This is a genomic window from Paenibacillus sp. FSL R7-0340, assembly GCF_038002205.1.
Lineage (GTDB): Bacteria > Bacillota > Bacilli > Paenibacillales > Paenibacillaceae > Paenibacillus > Paenibacillus polymyxa_B.
On record NZ_JBBOBY010000001.1, the window covers coordinates 4,009,420 to 4,021,444 of the forward strand.

Annotated in this window: 11 protein-coding genes; all 11 read right to left on the reverse strand. The window is 45.7% G+C overall.

Features of this window, described 5'->3' with window-relative positions:
• Window positions 1-55 precede the first annotated feature (55 nt).
• The 11 genes from MKX59_RS17505 to MKX59_RS17555 are packed head-to-tail and all read right to left on the reverse strand — an operon-like array spanning window position 56 to window position 12,019.
• Window positions 56-2,152 carry a chemotaxis protein CheA gene (locus tag MKX59_RS17505; protein ID WP_028542718.1) on the reverse strand — a complete coding sequence of 699 codons (2,097 nt, stop codon included), beginning with the start codon at window positions 2,150-2,152 and terminating at the stop codon, window positions 56-58.
• A gap of 33 nt (window positions 2,153-2,185) precedes the next feature.
• Window positions 2,186-3,730, reverse strand: coding sequence for a chemotaxis protein CheB (locus MKX59_RS17510; RefSeq protein ID WP_028542719.1), 1,545 nt, complete (start codon window positions 3,728-3,730; stop codon window positions 2,186-2,188).
• A 30-nt stretch (window positions 3,731-3,760) separates the two neighbouring features.
• Window positions 3,761-4,648, reverse strand: a complete 888-nt coding sequence (locus tag MKX59_RS17515; protein ID WP_023988201.1) for a MinD/ParA family protein — start codon at window positions 4,646-4,648, stop codon at window positions 3,761-3,763.
• On the reverse strand, window positions 4,645-6,087 hold the full coding sequence (gene flhF, locus MKX59_RS17520; protein ID WP_028542720.1) for a flagellar biosynthesis protein FlhF: 1,443 nt from the start codon (window positions 6,085-6,087) through the stop codon (window positions 4,645-4,647). The genes MKX59_RS17515 and flhF overlap by 4 nt, the downstream gene beginning before the upstream one ends.
• Entirely contained in the window at window positions 6,084-8,117 is a 2,034-nt protein-coding gene (gene flhA / locus MKX59_RS17525) for a flagellar biosynthesis protein FlhA (protein ID WP_016820963.1), read from the reverse strand. Before flhA ends, flhF begins: the two co-directional genes overlap by 4 nt.
• A gap of 23 nt (window positions 8,118-8,140) precedes the next feature.
• Entirely contained in the window at window positions 8,141-9,253 is a 1,113-nt protein-coding gene (gene flhB / locus MKX59_RS17530) for a flagellar biosynthesis protein FlhB (RefSeq protein ID WP_023988199.1), read from the reverse strand.
• A complete protein-coding gene (gene fliR / locus MKX59_RS17535; protein WP_023988198.1) occupies window positions 9,253-10,038 on the reverse strand; it encodes a flagellar biosynthetic protein FliR in 786 nt (261 codons plus the stop codon). The genes flhB and fliR overlap by 1 nt, the downstream gene beginning before the upstream one ends.
• Before the next feature lie 10 nt (window positions 10,039-10,048).
• On the reverse strand, window positions 10,049-10,318 hold the full coding sequence (gene fliQ, locus MKX59_RS17540; protein WP_007430038.1) for a flagellar biosynthesis protein FliQ: 270 nt from the start codon (window positions 10,316-10,318) through the stop codon (window positions 10,049-10,051).
• A 37-nt stretch (window positions 10,319-10,355) separates the two neighbouring features.
• The gene (gene fliP / locus MKX59_RS17545; protein WP_013309901.1) at window positions 10,356-11,111 is read right to left on the reverse strand and encodes a flagellar type III secretion system pore protein FliP; all 756 of its coding nucleotides are present in this window, start codon (window positions 11,109-11,111) and stop codon (window positions 10,356-10,358) included.
• Window positions 11,108-11,641 (reverse strand): flagellar biosynthetic protein FliO, encoded by a 534-nt coding sequence (locus tag MKX59_RS17550; protein WP_023988197.1) that lies wholly within the window; start codon window positions 11,639-11,641, stop codon window positions 11,108-11,110. Before MKX59_RS17550 ends, fliP begins: the two co-directional genes overlap by 4 nt.
• Before the next feature lie 12 nt (window positions 11,642-11,653).
• The gene (locus MKX59_RS17555; protein WP_010346372.1) at window positions 11,654-12,019 is read right to left on the reverse strand and encodes a response regulator; all 366 of its coding nucleotides are present in this window, start codon (window positions 12,017-12,019) and stop codon (window positions 11,654-11,656) included.
• Window positions 12,020-12,025 lie beyond the last annotated feature (6 nt).

A 12,025-nucleotide genomic window follows, 5' to 3' on the forward strand; every position in this document is an offset into this window, starting at 1 on the left:
AACCCTCCTTATTGATGTCAGCAACTTCACATTTCTTTCATTTCTGATGAAGACATTATTTAATGAAAACATTCGGGTCAATGATCAAAGCAACCTGACCGTCACCCAGAATCGTGGCGCCTGAAATTCCTTGGATGTTTGGAAGGTATTTGCCCAGATTTTTAAGGACAATTTCACTTTGCCCCAAAAAGTCCTGTACGGAAAGAGCTGCCAGACGGTCTCCCTTGCGGATGACCACGACCTCTGTCTCTTCTTCTTCATCTTCATTGAAGTCCGGTACCTCAAACAGCTGACTCAAGGAGATGAGCGGGATATGAGAATCGCGGAAAGCAATCATTTTATTGCCATGTACAGAACGAATTTGTGTCCGTTTGACGATCGCAGTTTCCACAATGGAGGACAATGGAATCGCATATTTTTCAGAACCGATCTGTATCATCATGGCTGCAATAATGGATAGGGTCAGCGGCAATTGCACAGAGAAATTAGTGCCTTGGCCCAGTGTAGAGTGAACCGTAACATTGCCACCCAAAGCGGTGATTTTGGATTTAACAACGTCCAAACCGACACCGCGTCCTGATACGTCTGAAATGACTGCAGCTGTGCTAAAGCCCGGAGCAAACAATACCTGATAGGCTTCCTCGTCGGTCATGACCGCTGCCTGCTCTGCCGTCAAAATCCCTTTAGAAATAGCACTGTTTAGTACCTTATCGCGATTAATACCATTTCCGTCATCTTCAATCTCGATGAATACGTTATTTCCGCTATGGAAAGCACGCAAGTTAACCGTTCCTGTCTCAGGTTTACCAGCTGCTATCCGATCGGCTACCGACTCAATGCCATGATCCACGGAGTTACGAAGCAAATGCACCAGAGGATCGCCAATTTCGTCGATAACAGTGCGGTCCATTTCAGTCTCTGCTCCAGTAATAACCAAATCAAGTTTTTTATCCAGCGATTTGGCCAGATCGCGCACCATACGCGGAAAACGATTGAAAACAGTATCTACTGGTACCATCCGCAATTTAAGAACGACGTTTTGCAAATCGCTGCTCACACGACTCATGTGCTCTACGGTTTCTGTCAGTGCTGGATTGGAAGCTTCACTTGCCAACTGCTCTAACCGCACACGGTCAATAAGCAACTCGCTAAATAAGTTCATAAGTACATCCAGACGTTCAATATCTACACGAATCGTACGGTTATGCGTAGGCGCAGCTGCCTTAGCTGCTGGCGCCTTACCTGCAGCTGGCTTAGCCACAGAGGCCGCAGCTGGAGACTGCGGCTGGGAAGGAGCAGGTGGTTGCACGGCAACAGGAGCTTCCTGTACTACAGCAGTCTCAGCCAGTCCAGCAGTAACTTCGCTCATTTGTTTAAGCGATTCCTGATCTAGTTGTACCACTGAGACAGTCTCAATTTCAGAGATACCCGCGATTTCCTTTTCCAGCTCCCCAACTTCTTTCTGCGTTATGTAATATAACGAGAAGCTTTGCTCGAATTTCTCCTGCTCAATATCCTGTACCGACGGATAGGCCTTGACGATTTCACCAGAGTTTTCCAGCGTATTGAACACCATAAAAGCACGTGCCGCCTTCAACTGGCTCTCTGAGCTGATTGTTACCTGTATATAGTGAACACGATGTCCTTCAGAAATAGATTGCTCCAGTACAGAATACTGGAACTGATCCAAGACAAGCCCAGCACTATCGTTTTTGTCCACTTTTTTAGATGGAGACTCCTCAGTGGCAGCATTTGCGCCAGACTTTTGGAAATCCCCGCTCACGATGGATTGTAGTGAAGATACAATAGAGGAGACATCCGCTTTTCCGTCGCCTCCCTCTGTAATGTGCTGCACCATGGACTCCAAAGCATCCAATCCTTTAAATAAGGTATCGAATATAAATTCATGCATCGCCAGCTTGTTGTTACGTACCAGATCAAGAACGTTTTCCATTTGGTGAGTGAGCGATGCTAGGTCTTCAAACCCCATCGTAGCAGCCATTCCCTTGAGGGTATGGGCAGAACGGAAAATCACCTGAACGATGCCTAGATCGGTTGGATTGCTTTCCAGTTGAAGCATTTTTTCGTTAAGAGATTGCAGATGATCATTCGACTCATCAATAAACATGTTTAAATATTGGTTCATGTCCATTGTGAGACACCTCCTCCATGAGTTACACTCCGATTATTTCACAACTTGTACAAGCTTGGGGGCGATCTCCTGCATTGGCAGAAGGTGACGCACACATTTTAACTCTACTGCTGAGCGGGGCATTCCGTACACTACACAAGTTTCCTCATTTTCAGCAAATGTGGATTGTACCCCAGCATCATAAAGCTTTTTCATCATTTTGGCCCCGTCGCTCCCCATTCCAGTGAGCAATACTAGATGCCGCTCCAACGAGGTTAACGAGAGCAACGATTCAAACATCGTATCTACGGAAGGACGGTGACCATTGCGAGCTTCCTCCATCTTCAGTGACACAGTGTATTTACCACCGGCTCCTGGCACAATTCTTAGTTGATATCCCCCTGGGGCAATGTAGGCCGTTCCAGTCTCCAGCGTCATTCCCTGCTCAGCCTCCACAACTCGGAGTGGACTTAACGTGTTTAGGCGTTGTGCCAGCGAACGAGTGAAGTTTGGCGGCATATGCTGAACGATAACGATTGGAGCAGGAAAATCACCAGGAATGCGTTCCAACAGCGTCTTGAGCGCCCGCGGACCGCCCGTAGAACATCCCACCGCCACCAGTTTGCGAAAGCTGGACGTGTGCACACCTTTTTTAAGAGAAAATCCCTTAGGTGTGGCAGGAACTGTAGGTGCAGTTACTGGAGGCGTAGCAGCCGCAGGAGTAGGCGTAGCTGATGAAATCACCGTCTTACGGGGCTCCGGCTTAACCAGCCCTGCTTTATCCTTACCATGCAGCGATTTGCCAGCGGCCGTATTAGAACTGTTTAGTTGCCCTGGTGTTCGTCCCATCCCCTTGGACAAGTCTTCCTTCTTCTGAACAGTAGGTGCTTGGACTGACTTGCTTGGCTGAGCACCTGGCTGTTCTATGCGCCCCGCTGTAACAGATGTTCCAGACTGTTGTCGTTTAGTTTCCTGCTTGGCTGTTGCCGGGACGGACTTGCCCGCATCACGCTTCGGCTGAGCTGATACAGCAGGTGAAGGAGCAAGCGGAACAACAGGAGGCTTGTCTGTCGAAGCTTGACTGCCTGTTCGTTTCTCAGTCACAGCCTGTCCTGGAGGCTTTTCCTGTGGCGTTTTCTCCGCTTGTTCCAATGCAGCTTTGCGCTCATTAGCTTCCTTGCGTTCCAGGCGGCTCCGCACTGCTTGCATAGCAGTGTGCATCTGTTCCAGCAGCGCCTTGCTCACTTGCTCAATATCTTGCGCATGAGCAATGGAAGGCTTTCTTATAAAATCGAAAGCTCCTGCCTCCAGAGCCATGATGGTCTCCTTCATACCTTGTTCATTAATGCCTGACAGCATAATAACAGGTAGCGGATGGGCTGCCATAATCAATGGCAATGCTTCAAGACCATTCATTTCAGGCATCTCGACATCCATGGTGACCAAATCGGGCTGCAATTCCTTCACTTTCTCTACAGCCTCTTTGCCATTGGCGGCTGTACCTACGATGTTGAACGACTCATCCCTTACAATTAAATCTGTAATAATTTTGCGCATAAAGGCCGAATCATCTACAACCAGCACCTGGTAAGCACACATGTTAAACACCTCTGTTTCCTCTCATCAAAATCAATGTACAGAACGCCGCAACCATTTTTGCATAAACCCTTTAATTCCACTCAATGCACCTGATTGCGGAATCTGTGGCATTGCTGCAAAACGGTGTGCCAGATTCAATACATCTCTTGAAGCCGCACATCCCGGAAAAGCAACCATAAAAGGTACTTGCCTTTTGACTGCTTGCATGACATGAGTATCATCACTGATATGTCCAAGCAACGGGATTTCGATCTCCAAAAAGCGTTTCGCAACCAGTGCGATCTTATCGGCAACTTGACGGGCCTCATTATCGTTATCGGCACGATTGACTATAATTTTGAATACCGTATCCTTTTGTAACCCGCTGACGACTTTAATTAGCGCATACGCATCTGTTAAGGACGTCGGTTCCGGTGTGGTTACGACCAGGCATTCGTCAGCTGAAGTGATGAATTTAAGGTTTTCTTTGGATAAACCTGCACCTGTATCAAATAGAATGTAATCCATATCTGCCGCCATTTTCTCTACTTCTTCGGCAAAATAATTCAGATCGTTATCCGATAACGTAAACAATTCGCTCAAGCCCGATCCTCCAGCAATATAAGGCAAACCACCTACACCCGTTTGAATAATTTCATCAATTGATTTCTCACGTTTTAGCAGGTGAAGAAGATTGTATTGTGAATTGGCTCCCATTAATACATCAATATTGGCCATACCTATATCAGCATCAAACACAAGTACCTTTCGACCAAAGGATTGCAGAGCCAGAGCAAAGTTCAGCGTGAAATTGGATTTGCCCACCCCGCCTTTACCACTGGTGATCGTTATAATTTTTGCTTGACGATTACGTGGGGGCAATCGATATTTATCCAAGGAAGAAGCCATTTGTCTAAGTGATTGGGCTTGGTCACTCATATGGAATCTCCGTTAACTCCTGTTGATGCTTTGGGTCCAAGCAGCATGCTTGTCACCATTTCTGTATCGGGATGAAGCAGGTCGTCAGGAACATTTTGTCCATTGGTAATATAGGCCAGCTGCATCGGAAAATGATGCAAAAGGTTAAACATCCCACCACAGCTACCTGTCTCGTCCATCTTAGTAAATACAACCTTACCAAGACCAAACTTGCTGAAATGTCCAGTTATATTGAGCATATCTTTACTTTTGGATGTCAGACTGAGTACCAGATACGTCTCACTTTCATTAATAGGCGAGAGCAGACTTTGCAGTTCCGAAACAAGTAATTCATTACGATAATTTCGTCCTGCGGTATCCATGAGGATCAGGTCACAATGTTCCAGACGTTGAATGGCTCTGTGGACGTCACCAGGAGATTGCACAACTTCAAGCGGTACATTCAAAATCGTAGCATATGTACGCAGTTGCTCGACGGCTGAAATCCGGTACGTGTCAGAAGTAATAAATCCAACTTTGCGATGATGCTTAAACAACTGCTCTGCTGCTAACTTGGCAATGGTTGTCGTTTTCCCTACTCCGGTAGGACCTGCCACATACACAATTTTGGTATCTTTAGAGATCCCTTTGTCCAGTCTTGTCTGAATAAAACTGGCCACTTCCTCACGAAAGGCTTGTTCCCAATCAAAAGTTTCAGGCGCAAAAGGGTGCTCACTCCGACGCACATATACCTGTTCGAGCCAATACTCCAGTAAATCACGTTCCACTTCCTGCTCCAGTACACGCTCACAAATCTCTTGCAACGGCTCCGGCCAAGTACTTTCCAATGAAGAATTTCGGGAAAACCGAGTCATCATGGCTTTCATTTCCCGCAATTCATTAAGCAGAGCCTGATTTTCTTCTACTCCGCTCTTATCTGGAGCACTTACTTCAATGGGCTGTTTAAACAGTTCACTGGATGATTTCATGTTCGAAAGCAATGCTTCATGATCAAGTGCTTGAGATATAGTCTCCAGATTATTTGCAGACCTAGATGACAAATGCTCAGTTGCTGAAGCAGCTTGTTCTTCATTAATCGTTAATTCAGCTTGTTCTTCTTTGGAACCACCCGTCATCTGCGTTACCCGTCGATAAGCTTCTGGAGCAGCTTGTCTGGGAACCACAGGCATAAATGATTTTTCTGGCTGTTCAGGAGCGTTCATTAGAGGTGAAGCCGCCTGGGCAAGTTCTTGTGAAGAGGGTCCAAACCGTCGTGGCTTTTGAGGTTGCTTCTCCTCTACCGCAGCAACCACTTCGATTTTCTTTTTACTGAACATTCCCATGAAACCGCCGACCTTCATTTCTTTTGTACTTAAAATGACGGCGTCTGTTCCTAAGTCACCCCTGATTTGCAGCATAGCTTCTGGCATGGTATCCACTACATATCGTTTCACTCTCATAAGTTCACCACCCCGACACTTTGAATTTCAACGTTCGGCTCCAGCTCACTGTACGACAGCACCGGGACATCCTGCATCGTCCGCTCCATCACTTGCCGCAAATACATACGAATTGTCGGTGACGTTAACACAATAGGCTGCTGTCCAGATTGAATAAGGCGGTTGATTTGCTCCATCATTCTTTGATACACCGTTTGCGTAGACACTGGATCAAGAGCCAAGTAGCTACCTTGCTCCGACTGTTGCACGCTTTCAGCAATTTTCTTCTCCAATCCTGGTCCCACTGTAATAACGCGTAACGTCTCCCCTTGTTGGGCAAATTGCTGCGTAATCTGGCGGGACAACGCCTGACGGACATATTCAGTCAGCACGTCGGGATCTTTTGTATAAGTGCCGTAGTCAGCTAATGTTTCGAAAATAGTCACCATATCGCGAATGGAGATTTTTTCTTTCAACAGCTTGGCCAGCACTTTTTGTACATCCCCAATCGCAAGCACAGAAGGAATAAGGTCGTCCACCAGCACTGGATAATTCTCTTTGAGATTGTCGACCAGCGACCGTGTTTCCTGTCTGCCAAGCAACTCATGAGCATGTTTCTTGATCGTCTCCGTAAGATGAGTAGCTACAACTGAAGGTGGATCAACTACGGTATAACCCGATAGTTCCGCAACATCCTTGGTGTTCTCATCAATCCAGAGCGCAGGCAATCCGAAGGCTGGTTCCGTCGTTTCGATTCCTGTAATAGAATCATCGTCGTATCCTGGACTCATAGCCAGGTAATGATTTAACAGAAGCTCTCCGCCGCCCACGGTATTACCTTTAATTTTAATTACATACTCGTTAGGCTTGAGCTGAATGTTGTCCCGAATACGAATGACCGGCACAACCAAACCCAGTTCCAAAGCACATTGACGACGGATCATAATAATCCGATCTAATAAATCCCCGCCCTGCTGTGTATCCGCCAGCGGAATTAACCCGTATCCAAATTCAAATTCAATTGGATCTACTTGAAGCAGATTAATGACACTTTCCGGACTACGGACTTCTTCAATTTGTTGCTCCTCTTCCAGCTGTTCATCGGCTATCTGCTTGCGCTCCATATTGCCCTGCATTCTTCGAGCCGCGAAAAACAGCAGTATCGCCAGTGGAAGAGTTGTAATGATATGAATAGGTGTGAAAAGTCCCAATAATGCAATTGTGGCTGCCACAATGTAGATCAGTTTTGGATAAGAAAAGAGCTGTCCAGTTAAATCCTCCGCCAAGTTGCCATCCGACGTAGCCCGCGTAACAATCAAGCCTGACGCCGTCGATATGAGCAGTGCGGGAATCTGGCTGACCAGTCCGTCACCGATGGTGAGGACAGAATAAGTCGACAGCGCCTCTTGAAATCCTTTTCCCTGAACGGCCATACCGATAATAAAGCCACCGACCAAGTTAATGATCAAAATGATAATACTAGCAATGGCATCACCTTTAACGAATTTACTCGCACCATCCATCGCTCCGTAAAAATCTGCTTCCCGTTCGATTTTACTGCGTCGTTCACGGGCTTGCTGCTCATTGATCAAACCTGCATTCAGATCAGCATCAATACTCATTTGTTTACCCGGCATCGCATCCAACGTAAAGCGTGCGCCTACCTCAGCAACCCGCTCAGATCCCTTGGTGATAACAATGAACTGTACGACCACGAGAATGAGAAAGACAACAAAACCGACGGCAATTTGCCCTCCTGCAATCCAACTACCAAACGTAGCAACTACTTCCCCTGCATGGCCCTCTCCTAAAATAAGTTTGGTTGTAGAAATATTAAGTGCCAATCGAAACAACGTTGTAATGAGCAACAATGAAGGGAAAATAGAGAACTGTAATGCTTCCTTCGTGTTCATAGAAACGAGTAGAATCATCAAAGCAATAGAAATATTAATGACGAGTAGGATATCCAGCAGCCATGATGGGATCGGGAGAATCATCATAAGAACGATACCGATGACGCCTGCAAGGACAGTTATTTCTTTTATTTTCACGGGTCTCTAGCCCTCCGATCCCTTTATTTCACTTTACCTTTTAATTTATATACATACGCCAGCACTTCGGCAACGGCCTGGAACAGATCAGCTGGTATCGCATCCCCGATTTCGGCTCGTTGAAACAGCGCCCGCGCCAGCGGCTTGTTTTCCATCGTTATTACGCCGTTTTGCTTGGCAATTTCTTTAATTCGGAGTGCAACGTAATCTTGCCCTTTCGCAATAATCTGCGGCGCTTCCATCTCCGAACCGTCATATTTCAATGCCACAGCAAAGTGCGTAGGGTTGGTGATGATGACATCTGCATTAGGAACCTCCTGCATCATACGCTGCATAGCCATACGGCGCTGACGCTCGCGAATTTTCCCCTTGATCAGCGGGTCACCCTCCATTTTCTTGTATTCATCCTTGATGTCCTGTTTGGACATTTTCAGGTTTTTCTCATGTTCGTAACGTTGATACATATAATCCAACACCGCTAAAACGAACAGCACCACACCAATTTTGAGCCCCAGTTCCATTGTTAATGAAGCTGTAAAGCTCAACATCTGATCGCCGGACATTTCAGCTAGTTTGGGTAGGTCAGCCTTTGTTTTCCAGAGTACGCTGTACACCAGATAACCAATTACGGTCATCTTTAAAACAGATTTCAGGAATTCAACCAATGACCTCATGGAAAAAATATTTTTGAATCCTTTAATCGGATCAATCTTGCTAAACTTGGGCGTAATGCCCTCTCCGGTTAATAAAAAACCGATCTGCATGTAATTTGCTACTATCCCGATGACAATAGCCCCAATAAAAATAGGTGCCAGCATAATCAAGATTTGCACGCCGTACTCACCCATCATCAGCAGCGTTGTGTTCGGCGTTACCTCCATAGAGAGCCGATTCACAAAAATATCTCGAAATAGTCGAACTGCATGATCCTTAAAATACCCGCCGAAAATCATGAGGCAAAAAAACGTAACCAGCAGGACACCAGCGGCGGGCAACTCCATGCTTTTGGCAACCTGCCCTTTTTGTCTTGCATCCTGTTTCTTTTTGGGTGTAGCTTTTTCCGTTTTTTCCCCTGAGAACAACTGCAGGTTCATAGCATATTTAAATGACAAACTACGTTCCTCCAGACCAGACATTAAGGACGATTACCCATAATATCCAACAAGTTGCGCATGGATTCGAACATCACAGAAAACAATCTTTCGAATATAAAAGCAAAACTTGGCATGAGAAGCAGTAACATGAACAGTCCCACAATAATTTTAAGAGGTACACCAATAACAAAAATGTTGAATTGTGGCGCTGTTTTAGCTAAAAAACCGAGTCCCACATCTGTTAAAAAGGTAGCCACTACAATGGGAGCAGCAATTTGAAAAGCAAGCATAAATGATTCCGCAAAAGAACGTACCAGGAATTCAGTTACACTGCCACCATACAGCTTTACAAAAAAATCATTTGTCAACGGTACCCAATCATAGCTGTATAAGATAGCATTTAGCAGATGATGGTGCCCATTTATACTTAAAAAGAACAATACAGCTATGGCAAACTTGAAATTCCCCGTTAAAGGCGTTGAAGCCCCTGTCATGGGATCAAACACACTCGCCATTCCGAAACCCACCTGTAGGTCTATAAAAGAACCTGCGGTTTGGATCGCTGTCATGAACAGATATGCAGTAAACCCCAATAACAACCCAATCAGCACTTCACGGCCCACTAAGAGCACATACGCTACATCAGTCGGTACCTGTTGATGCGTACCATATGTAAGATACACGACCAAAGCTAGAAATCCTGAAATTCCGACCTTAAAGATATTAGGTACCCCTCGGGTTGAAAAAATAGGCGCTACTACAAAAAATGAGGTAATCCGACAAAAAATCAGCAAAAAAACAGGAAAACTCTGTAACAATATGTTCATAACATTCAGCCTAACCTATATATTTGTACAAATTGTCCAGAATGTTATACGTAAAGTCCACTAATGTGGTCAATATCCAGGGCCCGAACAAAAGCAATGCCAGCAATACGGCGACAATCTTCGGAACAAAGGCCAGTGTTTGCTCCTGAATTTGGGTTGTCGCCTGAAAAATGCTGATAATCAAACCCACGACTAGCCCCAAAATCAGCATCGGAGCGCTCACCTTGAGTACAATGTACACCGCTTGCCCAGCCAGGGAAATAATAAACTCCGAAGTCATTGCCGTCCTCCTTGATTGCTGTCCTTGCATGAAGTATTCATGTGTTAAAACTCAGAAGCAATGATTTGACAACCAAATACCAACCATCTACAAGTACGAAAAGCAGTATCTTAAAAGGAAGTGAAATCATTACTGGTGGTAGCATCATCATCCCCATAGCCATGAGTGTACTCGACACCACAATGTCTATAACTAAAAACGGTATGAAAATCATAAAGCCCATCTGAAATGCCGTCTTCAACTCACTGATTGCATAAGCCGGAACCATCACCGTTAGTGGAATATCCTGATAATTCTTTGGTTTTTCCATCTTGGTGTATTTCATAAAGAGCAGTAGATCCTTCTCACGTGTATGAGAGAACATAAAGGTCTTGATCGGTACCGATGCCTTATCCAGCGCCTGAGACTGTGTTATATCCCCCTTGAGATACGGCTGAAGTGCAGTTTCATTCATAGCTGAGAACGTCGGTGCCATAATGAATAAAGTGAGAAACAAAGCCAGCCCGACAAGCACCTGATTAGGCGGCATCTGCTGGGTTCCCAGCGAAGTTCGCACAAAGCCAAGCACAATCACAATTCGCGTAAAACTTGTCATAAGTACAAGCAACGCCGGCGCTACACTAATGACAGTAATAAGTAAAATAATAGACAGCGAGGTGGCACCGGGCTGTCCTTTGTCCGAATTGCCGACTTGAATATCAATGTTCGGAATCGGTTCCGCAGAGGCCGCCGTCACCGAAATGAAGCTGAACAAGACAAGCAGCAAACATGCAAGTATAATCTTTTTTCTCATGAATCTCCCGACCGATCTGTAGTATTCTCCTCATTGCGCAGCTTTTCAAGTTTATCCTTGCGATTCGGCATTTGCCGAAGCTTGGATTCAAACATCTCGTGAAAAGATGTCTCCTCTTCAGGCTGCTGCTGTGCCGCGTTGTTCCGGCGAAGCTTATCCGCAATTTTAGCGAATAGCGGGGCAATCGGGCCGCGCTGCAGAGAAGCTTCTTGCTCCAGTGCGGCCAAAATTTGCTCCACTTCTTCAGGATCGGATACTTTGTCAACAAGCCGGATATCTTCTCCCACACCAATGAGGTACACACTGCTACCAACTTCAACAAGCTGAAGGGATTTATTGGGACCAAGTCCCACGCCTCCCAGTATGCGAACGGAGCGGTTGCTGAACCAGCTCTGATTTCTTTTACTCAAAAACCGTATCAAGTACACGATCAGTACGATGATAAAGATTAGCACGAAAAGGACCCAGGCAATGTTGCCTATATTGCTGGATGTACTCAATGCGTCAGAGGCACCCTGTTGTGTATCCATACTGGGTGCGCCTTACACACCCAGTGTTTTGTTGATGGCTTCGATAACCCGATCCGATTGGAAAGGCTTAACGATAAAATCTTTTGCGCCAGCTTGAATGGCATCAATAACCATTGCTTGCTGACCCATCGCGGAACACATGATAACCTTTGCGTTCGCGTCAATTTGTTTGATTTCCTTCAGAGCGGCAATGCCGTCCATTTCAGGCATCGTGATATCCATCGTAATCAGGTCCGGACGAAGCTCCTTGAATTTTTCAATGGCCTGTGATCCGTCCTGGGCCTCTCCTACTACTTCAAATCCATTTTTGGACAGGATGTCCCGAATCATCATTCTCATAAATGCAGCATCGTCCACGATCAAAATACGGTTTGCCATCTGAAA

What these genes read in the sequence shown, in the direction of transcription:
- MKX59_RS17505 (WP_028542718.1), bottom strand. Translation starts at nt 2,152, where the DNA reads ATGGACATGAACCAATATTTAAACATGTTTATTGATGAGTCGAATGAT.
- MKX59_RS17510 (WP_028542719.1), bottom strand. Translation starts at nt 3,730, where the DNA reads ATGTGTGCTTACCAGGTGCTGGTTGTAGATGATTCGGCCTTTATGCGC.
- MKX59_RS17515 (WP_023988201.1), bottom strand. Translation starts at nt 4,648, where the DNA reads ATGAGTGACCAAGCCCAATCACTTAGACAAATGGCTTCTTCCTTGGAT.
- flhF (WP_028542720.1), bottom strand. Translation starts at nt 6,087, where the DNA reads ATGAGAGTGAAACGATATGTAGTGGATACCATGCCAGAAGCTATGCTG.
- flhB (WP_023988199.1), bottom strand. Translation starts at nt 9,253, where the DNA reads ATGTCTGGTCTGGAGGAACGTAGTTTGTCATTTAAATATGCTATGAAC.
- fliR (WP_023988198.1), bottom strand. Translation starts at nt 10,038, where the DNA reads ATGAACATATTGTTACAGAGTTTTCCTGTTTTTTTGCTGATTTTTTGT.
- fliQ (WP_007430038.1), bottom strand. Translation starts at nt 10,318, where the DNA reads ATGACTTCGGAGTTTATTATTTCCCTGGCTGGGCAAGCGGTGTACATT.
- fliP (WP_013309901.1), bottom strand. Translation starts at nt 11,111, where the DNA reads ATGAGAAAAAAGATTATACTTGCATGTTTGCTGCTTGTCTTGTTCAGC.
- MKX59_RS17550 (WP_023988197.1), bottom strand. Translation starts at nt 11,641, where the DNA reads ATGGATACACAACAGGGTGCCTCTGACGCATTGAGTACATCCAGCAAT.
- MKX59_RS17555 (WP_010346372.1), bottom strand. Translation starts at nt 12,019, where the DNA reads ATGGCAAACCGTATTTTGATCGTGGACGATGCTGCATTTATGAGAATG.